General features: G+C 41.3%; 16 protein-coding genes. 3 read left to right on the top strand and 13 right to left on the bottom strand.

The genetic code is table 11. The features are described from left to right. Positions 1-162 precede the first annotated feature (162 nt). The 3 genes from FGG79_RS15775 to FGG79_RS15765 are packed head-to-tail and all read left to right on the top strand — an operon-like array spanning position 163 to position 3,501. Entirely contained in the window at positions 163-1,395 is a 1,233-nt protein-coding gene (locus FGG79_RS15775; RefSeq protein WP_138780058.1) for a hypothetical protein, read from the top strand. A gap of 23 nt (positions 1,396-1,418) precedes the next feature. Further along, the gene (locus tag FGG79_RS15770; protein WP_138780056.1) at positions 1,419-2,126 is read left to right on the top strand and encodes a response regulator transcription factor; all 708 of its coding nucleotides are present in this window, start codon (positions 1,419-1,421) and stop codon (positions 2,124-2,126) included. Beyond that, the gene (locus FGG79_RS15765) at positions 2,116-3,501 is read left to right on the top strand and encodes a sensor histidine kinase (RefSeq protein ID WP_171050974.1); all 1,386 of its coding nucleotides are present in this window, start codon (positions 2,116-2,118) and stop codon (positions 3,499-3,501) included. Before FGG79_RS15770 ends, FGG79_RS15765 begins: the two co-directional genes overlap by 11 nt. A 185-nt stretch (positions 3,502-3,686) precedes the next feature. On the opposite strand, the gene FGG79_RS15760 is transcribed toward FGG79_RS15765, so the two are convergent. From FGG79_RS15760 to FGG79_RS15695, 13 genes are all read right to left on the bottom strand, one after another. Next, positions 3,687-4,889 (bottom strand): glycosyltransferase, encoded by a 1,203-nt coding sequence (locus FGG79_RS15760; protein WP_138780052.1) that lies wholly within the window; start codon positions 4,887-4,889, stop codon positions 3,687-3,689. Between the two features lie 74 nt (positions 4,890-4,963). Further along, on the bottom strand, positions 4,964-5,422 hold the full coding sequence (locus tag FGG79_RS15755; RefSeq protein WP_138780050.1) for a hypothetical protein: 459 nt from the start codon (positions 5,420-5,422) through the stop codon (positions 4,964-4,966). A gap of 292 nt (positions 5,423-5,714) precedes the next feature. After that, positions 5,715-6,173: a hypothetical protein gene (locus tag FGG79_RS15750; protein WP_138780048.1), complete on the bottom strand. Its 459-nt coding sequence runs from the start codon at positions 6,171-6,173 to the stop codon at positions 5,715-5,717. A gap of 387 nt (positions 6,174-6,560) precedes the next feature. Next, complete coding sequence (locus FGG79_RS15745; protein WP_138780046.1) at positions 6,561-7,757, bottom strand: PDZ domain-containing protein; 1,197 nt, start codon at positions 7,755-7,757, stop codon at positions 6,561-6,563. Between the two features lie 324 nt (positions 7,758-8,081). Next, positions 8,082-8,882, bottom strand: coding sequence for a hypothetical protein (locus tag FGG79_RS15740; protein ID WP_138780044.1), 801 nt, complete (start codon positions 8,880-8,882; stop codon positions 8,082-8,084). After that, the gene (locus FGG79_RS15735; RefSeq protein WP_138780042.1) at positions 8,839-9,912 is read right to left on the bottom strand and encodes a polysaccharide deacetylase family protein; all 1,074 of its coding nucleotides are present in this window, start codon (positions 9,910-9,912) and stop codon (positions 8,839-8,841) included. The genes FGG79_RS15740 and FGG79_RS15735 overlap by 44 nt, the downstream gene beginning before the upstream one ends. Beyond that, a complete protein-coding gene (locus FGG79_RS15730; RefSeq protein ID WP_138780040.1) occupies positions 9,878-10,837 on the bottom strand; it encodes an NAD-dependent epimerase/dehydratase family protein in 960 nt (319 codons plus the stop codon). The genes FGG79_RS15735 and FGG79_RS15730 overlap by 35 nt, the downstream gene beginning before the upstream one ends. 2 nt (positions 10,838-10,839) lie before the next feature. Continuing rightward, positions 10,840-11,988, bottom strand: coding sequence for a glycosyltransferase family 4 protein (locus tag FGG79_RS15725; protein ID WP_138780038.1), 1,149 nt, complete (start codon positions 11,986-11,988; stop codon positions 10,840-10,842). Then, the gene (locus FGG79_RS15720) at positions 11,985-13,160 is read right to left on the bottom strand and encodes an O-antigen ligase family protein (protein WP_138780037.1); all 1,176 of its coding nucleotides are present in this window, start codon (positions 13,158-13,160) and stop codon (positions 11,985-11,987) included. The genes FGG79_RS15725 and FGG79_RS15720 overlap by 4 nt, the downstream gene beginning before the upstream one ends. After that, positions 13,147-14,487, bottom strand: coding sequence for a lipopolysaccharide biosynthesis protein (locus tag FGG79_RS15715; protein ID WP_138780035.1), 1,341 nt, complete (start codon positions 14,485-14,487; stop codon positions 13,147-13,149). The genes FGG79_RS15720 and FGG79_RS15715 overlap by 14 nt, the downstream gene beginning before the upstream one ends. A 51-nt stretch (positions 14,488-14,538) precedes the next feature. After that, positions 14,539-15,318 (bottom strand): tyrosine-protein phosphatase, encoded by a 780-nt coding sequence (locus tag FGG79_RS15710; protein ID WP_138780033.1) that lies wholly within the window; start codon positions 15,316-15,318, stop codon positions 14,539-14,541. 511 nt (positions 15,319-15,829) lie between these two features. Further along, on the bottom strand, positions 15,830-17,176 hold the full coding sequence (locus FGG79_RS15700) for a tyrosine-protein kinase domain-containing protein (protein ID WP_138780031.1): 1,347 nt from the start codon (positions 17,174-17,176) through the stop codon (positions 15,830-15,832). Positions 17,177-17,207: 31 nt separating this feature from the next. Next, positions 17,208-17,870: a sugar transferase gene (locus tag FGG79_RS15695; RefSeq protein WP_346764080.1), complete on the bottom strand. Its 663-nt coding sequence runs from the start codon at positions 17,868-17,870 to the stop codon at positions 17,208-17,210. Positions 17,871-17,897: the final 27 nt, after the last annotated feature.

Below are 17,897 nucleotides of genomic sequence, written 5' to 3'. Positions count from 1 at the left end.
CACCTTTCTGTTTTCTTGTTACGTTTAATGATAGGGGCATATGTAGAGAAAAGGGTTACTTCCTGGTTACAAAGAAACTCGACTTTTGTAACTTTTTTGTTACTTTTGTCGATTGGGTTTACACTATACTAATGAAAGCTATAGGTAGGATGTGATGAACAAGTGAAAAAGGTTTTGTTCCTAATCGGATGCCTTTCCATGTGTACGGGTTGCTCACTATTCCAATCCAGTACATCATTACTGAAACCGCCGGAACTCCCCGTCAAACAGCAGGAAGTAAAACAAGCGATTGGGAAGTATGTTCCAGCACAGGCGGAATGGGTCTCACCCATTGAAGACAAACAAGCAAACAAAATGATTGAAGCCGATTTGGATCAGGATCATACAAACGAACTGATCGTATTTTATAAACTTCCAGATCAGACCTCCCAAATGGAGGCGATCGTGTTAAAAGAAGAAAAAGGGACTTGGAAGGAAACGCTTAAGTTGAAGGATCTTGGAAGGGAACTTCATAAAGTGGAATTCATGGACCTGAACAATGATGGGTTCAAAGAAATTCTGGTTGGGTTCTCCTTCTCAGAAGATGCGTCAGATAAAGCATTGATTGTGTACGACGTTTCGAAGGGCAAACCGAAGAAACTAATGGAATCACAGTATAGTGCGTTTTTCTCGGGGAATTTCTCCAATGATACAAAAGGGGAAATCCTTCTTGCCTCGCTCATTCCAAATCAGGAGCATTCGGTTCGTCTCTATCAATTCGACAAGAATAACGTGAGTGTTTTAGATGAGTTGAAGTTAGATCCATATGTATATCCTTATTATCATTCATCATCAGGTTCCATCTCTCCCTCTTTAAAAGGAGTCGTACTGGATGCAGGTGTTGGTGCACACTCTTCTACATCATTCATAATTGGTGTAAGGAAAGACAAATTGATGAATATTCTACCAGATAACCTGAAGCAGGAAGAGCTCTTTAGGGCTTACGCAGTGAATAGTGAAGACTCGAACGGAGATGGTATCATTGAATTCACCATCCAAAGGGAAGCGAGCAGTGAAAGCCTTGCTTATGCTGATATGCCCTTTATCAATGAGTATTATCAGCTAAACGATCAAAAGCAGGCTGAGCTCATTCATAAGTATTACGACAATGCCAGTTACCTCTATCGATTTGAACTCCCTCAGGATTGGCCAGCTGTAGAAGTGGAGGAATCAAAAGACGGGCGCTATGTGAAATTTCTTTCAAAAAAGGATGATAGCGTGCTGTTTGATGTTTACGCAATCGACAAAGGGCAAGCTCTTCCTAAAGGATGGAATATTTTATATGAAACGAATCAATTTACTTATGTAACAAACTATTCGGCAGCAGTAGGCAAGCGTCTATTCCAGCCTAAGTAACGAACCAATGGAGGTGTGTATAGTTGAAGCACATTTTAATCATAGAAGACGAAGAGCCAATCCGTGGATTTATTGAGATTAACTTAATGCGATATGGTTATGCTGTCCTCCAAACAGGCAATGCAGAGGATGGTATCGCCCTTCTCAAAAATGCTCATCCCCCTATCGATGTTGTTCTGCTCGATGTCATGCTTCCTGGAATGAACGGATTCCAGGCATGTAAAGAGATCCGGGATTGGAATCCATCTATAGGGATCATCATGCTGACGGCCAAAGTACAAGAGATGGATAAAGTGCATGGTTTGATGAACGGCGCAGACGATTATATATCGAAACCATTTAGTCCCAATGAGCTCATCGCCCGAATTGAAGCGTTACTGAGAAGGATGAATATGCAAAATGACCAGGAGGATGCTAAGTCCCCCTTCACCCTGGACGAACAGAAGAGACTTCTGTTCGTCCAGGGAAAAAAGATCGACTTATCTCCGATTGAATATGAATTGCTTAGAATCATCTTTAAGGCGAATGGCGAAGCCATTTCCCGAAATGATCTTCTAGATGAAGTATGGGGACTCCAATACGCAGGAGATCCTAAAATAGTGGATGTGAATATACGGAGAATCCGTCAAAAAATCGAAAACGATCCTTCACGCCCTCACTATATCCTGACAGTTTGGGGATTTGGATACCGTTGGAATGACGGCTTGCAGGAAAATGAGCATGGGGATTAAGAGAAGACTTCTCCTCCAAAATGTCTCCATCATCACCTTAACCATCCTCCTGTTCCTTGGCATTCTCGTTTCCGGTATCTATCATTATTACTACAATGGCACAACAGACATGCTAAAGAATCACGCTGTCAACTCATCACAGTTCGCCAGTAAATATATGAATCTGAATTCTTTAACGTTGAGGAATGAATTGTCTACTATCCAAAATAACTTCTCAATTCCTCAAGCGGAAACACAAATTCTGAACGCCCGTGGGGATCTGTTATCTTCCTCTACTGGTTTTATCCCGGACAAAAGTCCTGATTTCAAAGATATTGAGAAGGCGTTTCGTAAGGGAAGTGGGACGTGGATCGGGGATCATCCGGTTACTGGTGAACATATTCTCGCTGTATCAGTCACTTTAAAAGACAAGAATAAAACCATCGGATTGATTCGATTTATCACCTCCCTTGAATCGCTGGACAACAATTTCCAAACGATTTTACTTTCATTATTTTCTATTGGTCTGATCATTTTGCTTCTGGTTTTCATTGTCAGTACTTTTTTCGCCCGTAATATTACGAAACCTGTGATTGAACTGACCAATGCTTCTCAAAAACTGGCCAAAGGAGAACTGGAAACGAGAATTATCGGACAATACAAAGACGAATTTCAAACCTTGGGCACGTCCTTCAATGACATGGCAATGGAGCTGCTTAAAACAGAGAAGATGAAAAATGAGTTCATCTCTTCTGTTTCCCATGAACTCCGGACCCCCCTTACGAGCATTAAAGGCTGGAGTGAAACACTCCTCTCCGGTGACTTACAAAACGTGCAGGAAAACAAAGCGGGCTTAAAGATCATTTCAAACGAAACGGATCGATTGATCGGGATGGTCGAGGAACTGCTGGACTTTTCAAGGTTTTCAAAAGGATCTTTTACCATTCACCCTACGACATTCTCTTTCGATTGTTTGGTCAATGAAGTCGTTCTTCAGCTGGATCAAAAACGGAAAGGAAAAGGCATCTCCATCGTTTTGGAAAGCAAAGAAAGCATCGAGCTCTTTGCCGATAAAAATCGTATACGACAAGTGGTGATCAACCTCCTGGATAATGCGATTAAGTACACTCATCGGGATTCAACGGTTTTCATCCGTTATCACATGATAAATACCCGATTCACGTTTGAAATAGAAGATGAAGGACCAGGAATCGATCAAAATCATATACAGCATGTGGCTACCTTATTCTACAAAGAGAACGAAAATACAGATGGCGTTGGTTTAGGGCTAGCCATCTGTAAAAATATCATTAACCTACATCATGGGGAATTAATGGTGAAGAGTGAAAAAGGGGCAGGTACCATTGCTGGTTTCACTCTCCCCCTTCATTCTTAACATCTAATGGGCTCCGTTCTGAGGTGTATACAAGGTTTATTTATTTTCAAATCTCTTGGAAATTAAAATAATTAAGCGTGAATTCGTTTAAGAACTCACGCTGAAAACCTATAGAGATTTACTTTTTTTGCACCACTTGTTGGAACCGTAGTATGAGTCCAAGCTCTTTTTTACACTAGAAGAAGTTAATTATTATAATCATAAACGGAAGCATTAAAGCTTTCCGGTCCTACACGTAAGAGGATGTTCCCAGTACCTGCTGTACTCGTCTGGACAAACATAGTATAGATTAATAAGTCATCAGGATTAGCCACTTGAAAATCAGAGCCTGCAAATGAAATAACCGTTATAGGGTTTTCAGTAGCAGTCCCCTGAGTAAAGTTCATGTTTTCGGTTGCCGAATAAACCAGCGTTCCGGTCGGGTCCTGACCTCTGTATATGTTGATGGTAATCCCTGCTAACCCTAGGGATCCAGGTCGTCCTTGGACGGTTACAGTTCCCCCAAATTGTGTAGTGACTGAACCTGCTGCCCCGGTAGTATTTAATCCGACAATTCCTGTTAACACAGGACCATCTGTAAGGGGTATATTAATCGAGTTTTCGAAACTGGCATTTTGTGACGTACGCGCATCAAGTAATACGGTCATCGCCTCACCTCCTTTCAAAATGATTGTTTTTTTTAACTCTTTTAGTATTAACCATTCCATCATTAGATGGTGTTGTTGTTGGACTAACTCAATTTCTTCTGTCATTTCCTTTTCAAACCTTTTGGTTCCCATGCTTTCATGCAAGCGGTACTGTACGAGTGGTTCATGTATATAACGGAAGGAATACTTACGTAAGATTCGCAACCATAAATCATAATCCTGGGTATAGAGCAAGGATTCATTAAATAGCCCAATATGAGTGAATACGTCCATTTTCATCATGATCGTACTTCCATTTATAAAGCTTCCTTCTTTCATTTTCTTCAAGAAGGGGAGTCGTTGCTGAAAATGGAGGCCAATTGAGGGAGTGAGAATGGTACCTCTTTCATCGATTTGAGCATAAGCAGAGTGGCAGATGTCTGCAGACGTGGACTCCATATACTGAATCTGTTTTTGGATTTTGTGGGGAGCGAAACGATCGTCGGAACTCAACCAGGCGAAATAATCACCTGTAGCATTTTTTATTCCTTCATTTAATGCACTTCCAGTTCCCCCATTCGGTTTTTCAATATAAAGATGGATGTTATGAAGAAAGGGGTATATTTTCTCTGTATGCTTAGTTGAACCATCATTGACTACAATGAGTTCAATATTTTCATACGATTGGTTTAAGACACTCAGAATAGCTTGATCCACGTATGGACAATTATAAAATGGTATGATAATGGATACTTTTTTCACGTTTTTTCCCTCCCCTCATAATCAATCCCCATCGTTTCCTTTCCTTAACGAAAATCAAGACAATCTAATCCATATTAGCTGTAATCATACACTGCTGCATTAAAACTTTCCGGTCCTACACGAATAAGGACGTCTCCGCCTGGTAAAAAGGGGGGGTTGTTGACAAATACGGTATAGATTAATAATTCCTCAGAAACAACATTATAATCAGAGCCTTCAAATGTAATCACGACTTGACGTTCGTCTGGCTCAAGATTCAATGAATAGGTCTCTGTAGCTGAATACACAATGGGATCGGCCACTATATCCAGGCCTCTTACCACAGTAATTGTAATGCCTGCAGCCTCATCTGGTAGTCCACCTGGTATTTGCAGGGATACCGTACCGGCAAATTGAGTAGTAACCGGGCCAGTTGCCTCACCCGTATTTAATCCCACTATGCCGATTAACTCAGGAGCATCCCCTAGTGGAACATTGATAGAATTTGCGAAACTTGCATTTTGTGACGTTCTCGCATCAAGTAATACTGTCATGGTTTCACCTCCTTTTTTATTGCGTTTTATTAAAAGACAAAAAAGCCCTTGCCCTCCTCGCAAACCTTCCTCTTACATCTCTCTTACACTCCCTCTATTCCATTCTATGTATTTCTGTAAGAAAGGTTTGTACAAGTTTCCTTGCTATTTTATAAAAAGAGTCTATTAAATGAGAGTGGTTCAAGAAGGAAGCAGTAGGACTTTAATCTATCAGAATCATATAGGTGAACTAAGTAAAAACGTCCAAGGCACAAACCCTGGACGTTTCTGTTTACGAAGCATCAATCAACATTTAACTAGAATAATCATATACTGCAGCATTAAAACTTTCCGGTCCTACACGATTGAGGAAGCCCTCTGTCCCTATTACACTGGTCTGGACAAACATCGTATAAATTAATAAATCGTCAGGATCCGCCACTTCATAATCAGAACCTTCAAACGAAATAACCGTGATAGGCTCTTCTGTTGCAGCACCCACTAAGTTCACGCTTTCCGTTGCCGAATAAACAAGCGTTCCAGTTGGATCTGCCCCTCTGTAAACATTGATGGTAATTCCAAAAGTTCCTTGGTCCCCAGGTCTTCCTTGAATGGATACAGTTCCTCCAAATTGTGTGGTAACGGCTCCAGAAGCCCCGATGGTGTTTAATCCGACAATACCAGTTAACACTGGAGCATCTGTCAGGGGGATACTAATTGAATTCTCGAAACTGGCATTTTGTGACGTACGCGCATCAAGTAATACAGTCATCGTATCACCTCCTTCCAAGATAATTGGATTTTCCAACTCTTTTTAGTATCATCCAATCCACATACAAATGGTGCATTTGATGGACAAACTCTATTTCTTCTGTCATTTCGTTTTTAAATTTTCTGGTCCCCATGCTTTATGCGAAACTTGCATTTTATGACGTCCTGCATTAAGTATAATAGTCATGTTTTCCCTTTATTTCATTCTATGCATTTTCGAAAAAAGAGATTGGACAAGTTTTCTTCTTATAAGGAAATAGATATTGATAACGGTCCACGTTTCACGCAAAAAAGAGCGCAGGCCATGAATGGTTCATGGTCTACACTCTTTATTTGAGAGTAATTCTATTAATACAAATTCAATTCATTCCGATAACCCGTGAAAAGCTCATGAAACTTGATGGTGCTCCCAACCTGAAGAATCTTCTGCAAAAATGATCCCAAGCTCATGATGATCCCCTTCATACAAGGCTCCTTGAGTAAAACGATTTTCCCCGTTTGTTCCCATAACCTCAAGCTTACAATAGGCTCCATTCTTTTGAAGCGCTTCATAGAAGGCTCGTTCCGTATCCACTTCCACCCCGTTCACCTTCAGTACGATTTCTCCCACTTCCAATGTAAGTTTCTTGGCAGGGGAACCTGGGATAATCCCGAGGATCATGAGCCCATTAGGCTGCCTCTTAAAGAAGTATGGCTTAGAATCCTCCGAACTTCGGTAGCGATATGCAATCCATGACCTTCCAAGTATACCGATAACGGCTGCAGCTATCGAAAACATGGGAGCCCAGAATCCGGTTATGGCTAAGGTCAACGTAAATGCACCTAGCCAGAACACTCGAGAACCCGTATGCTTGATTGCAACTTCAGGCAGAGTACTCTTCACCAGTTGCTGAAAACCAAGAAGGAACGGCACGCAAAGAAGAGAATACGATTCTGTTCCTACCGTAAACACCGGCCACCATTCAAATGGGAGAGTGAACGCCCCCGTTGGAATCAGCACAAACATCGGTACAATCCATAACTTTTTCCCGAGATGGGCACCTACCTTCAGTCCACGTGCACTCTTTAATAACCGTGGTGAAGTATGCTTCCAGCCATTCAATCGAATCAGGCTTCCTTCAATCATCGTTAACACACCAAGGAGAACGACAATGGAACTCAGTAGCCCCAAATTCAAGTTGTCAATATACGGATTCCCAAGGGGGAGGTCCCATTGAAAATAGTCCAATACAACTAAGATGAAGTATGAAAACCCAACCGTCATGGTCGCCGACATCAGCTGATAACGACTTGTTAGCGCAAATAGAATGGATATCACTCCTATGAGAATGATTCCTGCGAAAGGAATCACAACCCCCGCCCCAACCGTGACGACAGAAAACAGTAATCCAAGCGCAATGCCGTAAGAAAATAAAACACGCATATCATGATAGCCATCCAGCAATCTCGTATTAAAATCCCTACGTTCTCTCTTAACACGATAATAGCCTGTCATGATTGCGAAAAGAACAGACACATATAATACAGGATGAAGAAATAACTTCCCAAATCCTTTCAAAATCTCAAGCAACCAAAGCTCAATCAATGATCCTTCACCACCTTTTGCAAAAAAAATGCATTATCTACTATTTTATCAAAAGACTCCCCTAAAACCTATCGCTATTTTATTGGATTGTTTTACGATACAGCTTCATTTCCGACAGCATTCCTCACATTTTCCCGGGAAATGATGTCGGAAGAAAGCAAAATAAGAGGGAATATAGGATTATACTTTTCATAGCTAGAGGCACATTTAGTAAAGGCTGTTCGTTTATTTCTACAATTTCAAAAGCTCTAAAGTTCACTAAAACAGCCAAAAATAAATAGAAAAGGAACAAGCCCGTATGACTCATTCCTTTTCCACATACCGCTATTTAAAACTCGCCTCTACAAAATCCGGATTCTTTTCCCATTTTTTACTTAGTACAAATAATACCGCTTTCCCTGCTAAACTATCGGCCTTATAATATTTGTACTCCATCACTTCATTTCCTCCAAACCCCTTCTTAAAATCAGTAATATTCTTCATGGCTTCATCTCTATCATCAAATGATAATCCGACAAAATCATATGTTTTATATTGCTTTCCTTTGAAGTAAAGAATATCGTTCCAGTGGAGAAATCGATTAGCCCTCCCAATTCGATTCCGCTCTGTATTGTTTCCAAATTCAAACCTACCTGAGCACGAATGTATCATGCTTGCCTTCCCATTTGTCAGGGAATAGGCATGAGAAGCTAATTTCCGCCCATCATCATCCAGTACTTTTGTCAGGACAATCATCCCTGCTTCACGAAGTGACTGCAGCTTACTTTGACTACAAGGTGGAATGTTCTTCTCTTTGGCGAACGGGATGAAAAACTGTACGAATTCCTCGATATTTTTAGTGGAAGGTTGATCTATGATTGTGACGGTAAAGGGTTCTTTAAACGCTTTATTAATCTGATAGCGTGTGGTCCGGTTCATTCCTTTAAATAACTCTTCTTCTGATTGCTCAAGGTCCAGATGAAGGGTTTTGAATCTTTTGAGCATATGATATTTTTCTTTGATATTGTCCTTAGGTAGTTGAGAGACTATCGTGATATCGGTCTTTTTTCGAGCACAATCATTATCACTTGTCCCGTAAAAATCAGTTATATCTAACATCCATTTTCTCCAATAAATCGGCTTCATCACAGATCCCCCTATTTTGATTGAATTCCATTTGCAACTCTTTCATATTCATGCTTCTCATTCCATACTCTTCCTTTAGCTGCAAGAATGCTTCCAAGATTCTATTCAGAAATTCTATATTTTCACGTAAATTCGCATTGAAATTATGCGGGTGCCACCATAGATGATAGACTTCTCCGTTTTTCGCCGCATATGTCAGGTCATTCAATATTCTCTTTAAACGCAAGGATTCCATCTTTTTCAACTTTGGACAGACCGGCCTTAAAAAGCGACTGGACGGAATGTTTAAGGGCATGGTTTCCTCATTTTCTTGGAGGGTGTACGTATTGTGACCTGTCAGATTGATATATGAATCCAGAAAGCGGATAGCTCGCTTGATATACCTCTTGTTCTCACCGGTTTTGAGATCGTATATCCACGATTTTTCGGTTCCTCTGTAGGAAGTGATACCTTTTCTTTTACATAATTGGACATATTCCCTATGGATTTGGTTTCGTGGGAATACAATACTTCTAGGTTCATACCGTACCTTCTTCATGACTTCAAAGGCTTTACTCAGGTCATCATCAAATTCTTCAAGCGTTTGTCCTGCCTCTAAACAATAATAATGGGAAAAGGTGTGTGTCCCAATCTCCTGATTTTCGGACTTTGCAATCTCTTGGATCAAGGAAGGAGAAAAATGAAAATCACGATGACCTTTTTCATTTTTTATCGAATTGAGATAGTGATAGGGCGAGAGCTGTGCATCACGGTAACTAGGTACTTTCCCAGGGAAGTCCTTCCTCAACTCTTTGAAATTGTTGTAAAACATAAAGCCTACAACTGCCCAGGTGGCATGGATGTTAGACTGTTCGAAGCATTCCAATATCGATTTCACGACATGATCTGCATTTTCTTCAGACTGATCTTTATATGTTGTAAAGGAAAGTTGATCCTGCATTCCCCAATAAAGCTCAAAATCTAGCGAAATCACTAGAGTTCCAGGTTGTTTCTTATTAAATGGAGTGACTTTTTTCCCAACTAGCTTCATGGCTCCTCCTCATATTCATTTGAATTTCTTCCATCGATTCCTGAAGACCTTGTTCTAATGAGTATTGTGGAATCCATCCTAATTGCTCCCTGGCTCGGCCATTATTCAGGTTGCTATGTTCAATATCACCGTCACGGGCATTCATAAATTGAATGGATAAAGGTTTCTCGCTAACCTTAGAGATGGATTGAATGAGTTGATTAATGGTTAGTTGTGTTTGTGAACCGATATTCAAAATTGCATTATCTCCATTTCCAATGGCTTGAACACAGGCGTCAGCCACATCCTTCACATAGATAAAATCACGGGTTTGGTTCCCATCCCCGAAGACTTGAATCGGTTTGCTCCCTGCAGCATTTGACAAGAAAATCGAGACGACCCCCGCTTCTCCTTCTGCCGTCTGCCTCGGTCCATACACATTGGAAAACCGCAGGATCGTAAATGGCAGTTGCTTCGATTGGTGGTACATTTGAATATAATTTTCAGATGTCATTTTGGATAAACCATATGAAGAGGTTGGCACAAGTCTGTGATCTTCTCTAATCGGAAGTGTCTCAGGAGTTCCATAGACTGCAGCTGAAGAAGCGAAAATGAATTTTTTTATCTGATATTTTGCACTGAGGTGAAGAAGATTGATCGTTCCGATAATATTCACTTTGCCATCTTCTTGTGGATTTTTCATGGAGTAGGAAACAGATATTTGTGCAGCTAAGTGAATCACGACATCGGGCTTTTCGTTAATAAATACCGTTTCAATCTCCGGACTGGTAATATCCACCCGGTAGAATGTCACCTCATCTGGTACATTGTCTTCTTTACCAGTAATAAGAGTGTCCACTATGATGACCTCATGTCCTTTTTCTTGAAGACGTTTCGTGACATGATAGCCAATAAATCCTCCGCCGCCAGTTACCAATACCTTCATGGTTACACCTCTCTCTTGTTATTTGAAAGCACAAACCTTCTATTTTCAAAGTGTTTCTCCAATACGTCATTGTACATTTTGACGGTTTGATCTCTCATGTGTTCAAATGTGAAATGCTCCTCATATTGTTTTCTACTCATCTGACCCATCTTTTCCATGAGCTGCCTTTCTTGGATCAATTTCTTCAACCTTTGTGATAAACGGTCGGAATCATCAGATGGTATGAGAAAGCCATTATGACCATCTTCGACCAATTCATTTATTCCCCCGACATCAGATGCAACTATCGGCAAACCGCTTCTCATCCCCTCTATGATACTGATGGGAAGCCCTTCATGCTTGGAGGTTAAAACAAAAATATGGGAACCGGCTAATAGCTCTGGGATATTTCGACTTTTCCCAAGGAAGTGGACCCGATCTGCAATCGGGCTTCTTTCTACCCTATCCTTTAAGGTTGTTAATAAAGGTCCGTCCCCCACAAGATTCAGCTCCCAAGGCAGGTCCTTGATGTTTTCTAATGCACGGAGCAGTTGCAGGTGATCTTTCGGAAATGCGAATCTAGCTACCATGATGATTTTCGGGGTCGATCCCCAAGGTTTACTGGTAAGAGGCATTGGAATATCCGGGACACTATTATGGATCGTTCTCATTTTTGATTCGGGCATCACTTTGTGCTTGAGAGCTAATTGGTAGTCGTAGCGGGAAACGGTGATGACCCCCATGGATATCTTCCCGGCAACCCTTTCAAGCATTCGATAAACAGTACCTTTCCTTTCCGGTACTCCTTCTGAAAACGCCCAACCATGAGCTGTAAATAGAGTCGGCACATTGCAAATCTTCCCTGCAATCCTTCCCAGCATCCCGGCTTTTGACGAATGTGTAGCCATAATATCCGGCTTTAATTTCCTCAGCCACCTGCAAAGCTCGTTCAACGCACGTCCGTCTTGAACTGGATGGATCTTCAATTGGAGATGACTCAATTCCACGCATCTGACCCCATGCTCTTGAAGCTCATCTGTTACCGGCCCACTACCCATAGAAAGTACAATCACTTCATGACCGGCTTCTTTCAGACTCAACGAAAGATCTAAAACATGAACCTGGGCTCCACCTACATCATCCATCCTTGTAATGAACTGGATAATCTTCATACACTACCCTTCCTTTCTATAAGACCCGTTTCTACCAAGCACCATGGTAAGGCAAGAAGGAGCCAGAAATGTCGCCAGTGCAAGGTATCAATGAAGAAACTATTGAAAAGTAAGCCAATGATGGAGGCAAGTATGACCACAAATAATCCCTGATGCATTCCTTGGAGGTTTCTCATATTCCGGAAGCACCTCGATATACTTAATCCAACAAATACGATAAATGAAATGATGCCAAGAAACCCATTTTCAGTGAAAATTCTCACATATAAACTATGCGTCGAATGATTGAACAACATTTCCGACTGGCCGGATCCCACTCCTAATGGGTAAGCAATTGCGGTTTCTAACGATTCCTTTTGTTTATCAAATCGGGTATTATCATACTCCTGATATCCGAAGCGTTCCTGAAACAGGTCAACCAAATCTGAAGATGCCGTTACAAAGAATAAAATTGGAAGAAAGGAGAACAAGAGAAGAATCACTATCCCGATACGCTTGTTCATGCTCCCTTTAAAGAAAACGAAATAGACAAAAAGGGCGATAACAAGATGTCCCCAGGCAGCACGGGAAAAACTGAGTGAGACACCTAATGTCAGTACGATGAAACTAACGAACATCATAGCCTTAACCTTACCTGTGCTCCGGCCCGTTTCGATCTTTAATAAAAGGAAAAGAGCTGCTGGTATGAGATAAGGACCGAAGACATTCGGATCTTTAAACAACGAATTGATTCGGCCTTCCCACATAAATAAATCCGAAAACGGGAAAAGATTGAAGAAAGAACCGATGCCGATTAAGGCGGCTATCATTGCCGCAATGACATATCCATTAAAAATGGTCTCGATCGCTTTTTCTTTATACATATAAACGACGCTCCCTATACCCACCCATGTCAATACAAGGTAAAAGGTGATGACACTGTAGTTGAGACCATGTACAGGGTCCTTAGCAAAATAGAGAGAGAACAAATTACACGTAATCAATACCACAAGCAGCAGTAAGGGAGCTGGGAATGCTAATGTAAAAGGAATAAGCTTCTTCATCGTAAAAAAGATAAATACCAGCAGCAGCACATCATACGGTGAAGGTTCAACTAAAACGATTGAACTGACCGCTAATGTGACATATAAAAAAGGCATCAGCCATCCTGGTGGGGAGTCATTTAGCTTCACTAGCTTCAACTCCTATTTCACATTCAAACTCATTCTGTACCTCTTTCTTCTTGCTCATGGCATACCAAGCTAGAAATGCGAGGCCAACGTATCCCAATGAACCAAAAATACTTAAACAAAGAAGGGTATGAAAGGATGAAAAGTGAGAATTTGTTGAGATCCAGACAGCGGCGAGAAGCAGGATAAACCGCATGCATTCTCCAAGAAAATGTAACCGCTGAGCTTCAAAGATAAAGAAATTCGCCGTAATCGGCCCAACCACCATCTGAAAGAAAAACAGGATGGCCAGTGCTTGAATGTACGTCCCCGATTCTGCCCAGCCCTTCCCAAACACATGTCCAAATGTCCACGGTGCTACAAGTACGATGAAAAAGATGACCAGAAAACTCACTCCTGACAGCTTCCACACCATTTTCCAGAAAAGGGCGTTCAATGGCGTTGTGGTTGAACGGATTTGTTTTGTTGCGCTGGCAAAATACACTTGCTTCACCGAAAATCCGATTAACGCATCCGGAATCGAAAGCACCCGTTGTCCAAGCATATATAATCCTGCCGCTTTCGAACCAAAGGAAGCCGCAATGAAGAATACCGGAAGATGACCACTAGCGACACTTAATATGGAAGACCAGCTTGAGATAAGAGGGAAATACTTATACCGATTGGCCAAGGTCTTCATTTTCCTCACACTGATCTTGTTTAATCTTGTCCGAATCGATTTCCAAGAAAGCCTGAGGACTGTACTACTTCCTACCATTCTCCCCGTTACTTCTCCTGCCACCAATCCAACTGGCCCGACATGCAAAAGACCTAAACCGACTTGCGAGAATACCTGACTCATATTCATAAACACCTTTCCCCGAGCCATGAAAGGATAGGCTTCCTTACGGATTAGCCAGGCATTCAATACTTGAAAGATACCGAATCCGAATAGGCTTATCGGTAAAAGCCATAAATACTCTTCCAAATGGGGAATGTTCACGATGGAGGCGATGGAATGACCGAACACCCAAACGCCCATCAATGTCAGAATGCTCATTCCAAGGACTATGGAAAGCGAAAGACTTAATAGATTTAGAGCATCGTCCTCTTCTTTTGGCAATGGAATAGCCGATTCATACAAGAGCGATGCCATGACTGAAGTCGTGTATAGGATCGAAACATAGATGGAGTACCCTCCAAATTCTTCAGGTGTGTACAGTCTTGTCAACAATGGCGTCGTTAACACAATGACAATGAGTGAAAAGGCTGTGCCCGAAACAAGTATGGAGACATTTCGAAAGAAGTTACCCTTCATCATGAGTGTTTTTAGTTGCGTTATTAATTTCATCTCCTTGTACCACCTTACTCACAGTTAACTACGTAGAAATGACGTTCACCCTCACATAAACCCAATCAGTCTCTGTTTTTTTCTCATCTTCTCAGGTTGAAAGCTTGTGAAATCCATGCCATTGGCGATATAAATGGCATTGGCCCGAAAATAATTTGTATACATGGCAGAGAATTCATGCTGAATCACTTTATAGCTTTCAGCCAATGTAAAGGCCCTGGAATGCTGATTGTGGGCGTCGGAGGCCACAACGTGTACATGATTGTATTTTATAAGTTCGTAAGCAAACTTTTGAATACTCTTTCCAAACTTACCTAAGATACTGCCTGCGTTCACTTGAAAGAGTGCGCCTTTTTGAAATAGGGAGAAGAGCAGCTCCGGTTTTTTCCTCAATTCTTCATTCCGTTCAACATGGGCAATGATCGGTACGTATCCCACTAATTGAAGCTTATAGAGAATAAGCTCCGTATAGGAGGGAAAGTGGCTATCGGGAAGTTCAATCAGAACATACTTATTGGTTTCATTCAGCGTTAACAGAACCGAGTCCAGTTTCTGCAGATCTTCCGCCACTTCCCCGTACAAATGAATTTCCATTCCTGGAAGAATGGTAACGGGAATGTTCTGGTGCTGTAATTCCCGATTAAGTTCCATAACTTGATGGATGATCCGATTCGCTCTATTAAAATGGATTCCATTCCCCCGGTGGGGAGTTGCGATAACGTGGGTAATACCAGCGTCAGCTGCTTGTCCCGCCATTGAAATGGACTCCTCAAGCGTCTTGGGTCCATCATCGACACCATGTAAAATGTGGTTGTGAATATCAACAATCACACCGATTCCTCCTTTATTTAATTTAAAATTGCTATTTTCGTAAAACTTTGGAGCTTTTTGATAGGGTGTCGTGATTTCCGCTGCAGGTGCTCGCTTTCCTCGGGGCGTGAGTTGAGCCTCCTCGGGCTAAAGCCCTGCGGGGTCTCAACTTTCCCGCTATTCCCGCAGGAGTCGAGCACCTTCCGCTACAATCAACAAAGTATGTTTCCTTTAAATTATTTAAAAGATTAGACAACATTGTTCAAAGTGTGCAACGGTCATATTTAGATTGAATAGCTAAATTACTGTTTTTTCTTTTGTCATGATGAAGCTCTACATTTTCAATCAATCTTTATCCATCACATTCACCAGCTGAACTATGGCTTTATCCCTTTAAATCAACAATCTTTGCGAAAACAGCTTTTTTCTTTAATGTTTTCTTGCCACTTCAAAACTCTGTCACGCAACCTCATTGTCAGTGCCTTGGCAACTCCCCGGTTAGGAACCAACAATTATTTTGAAAAGAGCGTTATTAATAGTAGTACTGTACCTTCTTTGAGTGAGCGATTTCATTTAGTACGATACCAAGGATTTCAGTTTGTACCTGCTGAAGCTGTTGAATTCCATCGGTGACTTCATCCCGTTTTGATCTTTGGGCATTGACTACAAATAAACATCCATCCACTTTGTTAGCTAAACTAAGGGAATCGGAGACCACCATTGGCGGGCTGTCGATAATGATGTAGTCATATTCTTTCTTCAGTTCCTGTACTAATTGGTCCATCTTCTTAGATGAAAGGAGCTCTGAAGGGTTTGGGGGAATGATCCCGGCTACGATGACCGATAGATTGGGTATATGAGTACTGGATATAATTTCATTCATTGTAGAGTAACCTTCTAAATAAGACGTAACCCCTCTTCTACTGCTGACACCAAAGATGAATTGCCCGTCCGGTCTCCTTAAATCACAATCAATGTACACTGTTTTCTTATTGTCCAAAGCCATGACGATTGCTAGGTTTGCACTGGTCAACGATTTCCCTTCATTCGGGTGCTTACTTGTGACCATTAACGAATAAGGTCCATTCGCCTTTGTCTTATATTGAACGATTGTTCTTAGTGAGCGATAGGCTTCTGCAAGTGGGGAATGAACCTCTCCTTCTTTTAATAAATTGTGGGAAAAATTAGATTCTGCCTTTTTCGGCTTCTTGATATGAGGAATACCGCTTAATACAGGGAGCGCTAAGGCATCCTCAACTTCATGGATCGATATTAACTTCATATCAAAGTGTTTCCTATAGAGAACCCATGTAGCAGACAAAATAAACCCAATGACCATTGACAGAAGGATGTTTACCGTTTTATTGGGACGCACTGGCTTTTCACTTGGATTAGCAGATGATAATACATGGACATTGTCTACATCCATGACCGTTTTCACTTCTTGTTTAAAAGTAGCAGCCACCTCATTAGCCGTATCTGCAGCCTCTTTGGGATCAAGGCTTTCTACAATGATGGTGAGGATTTGAGAATTTTCATTGGTGAGGACTCTGGTTTGTTTCATTAATTCTTCTTTACTCATACCGTTTTCAAGCTTATCAAGAACCTTGTCCATAATTCGATCACTCTTGATCATAATGCTGTATGTTTCGATTAATCGTATGTTGATTTCCACTTCGCTTAGTGACAAATTTTCACCGTTTTCTTTCACAACCGTTCCATTGACGAGCAAATCCGTCTTGGATTCATACACAGGAGAGAGCAAGAACAACGTGATGAGGGTCCCTAAGATCGTCGTGAATAAAGTGGTGAGGATAATGAACTTCGAGCCATTTTTGAGCTCTTTTATCAAAGCTTGATAATTAAATGATTGCTCCACTCCTACACTCCTTTCCACCCCTGTTTGTTCTTTAATAAGAACCCTTACGCCGCAAAACGATAAAGAATGTCTTCAAAAGGATCTTGAAGTCCAATCCAATAGATTGATTATAAACATAATACAAATCGAAGTTTATTTTCTGACCGTGGGTGATGTCAGATCGCCCATTTATTTGGGCAAATCCCGTCATTCCAGGCTTCACAACTAATCGCTGTGCCTGGTGACTATCATAAAAGTGGGTGATACGGGGCACTTCCGGTCTCGGTCCTACGATACTCATCTCACCCTTTAACACATTAATAAGCTGAGGGAGTTCATCCAAACTCGTTTTACGGAGTATCTTACCCAAGGGGGTTATATTCGGATTACTTCCTCCTTTAAATACGAAGTCATCCGGTACTTTGTCCTGCCAATGATACATCACTTCTTTTGATTCCCTCATCGTTCTAAACTTATAGATGGTAAACGGGGTATGGTTAACGCCAGAACGGATTTGTTTAAACAGAATCGGGCGACCGTCGAAAATGAAAATAAGTATAGATATGATCAGTAAGAATGGGCTTAATAGCATGATAGAAATGAAGCTGATGACGATATCCAATACCCTTTTAGTACTCACCTTCTCGATTTGGTGATTAATCGACTTATGCTCGAAGGAGATACCCGCTTCTTTTATTTTATTCTGTTCTATCACGATTCCTCACCTCCTTCAAAGTACATA

The organism is Bacillus sp. BHET2, assembly GCF_005938125.1.
Classification (GTDB): Bacteria; Bacillota; Bacilli; order Bacillales; family Bacillaceae_B; genus Rossellomorea.
Note: the sequence above shows the minus strand (reverse complement) of the source record. Positions and strands in the feature narration are given on the sequence as shown.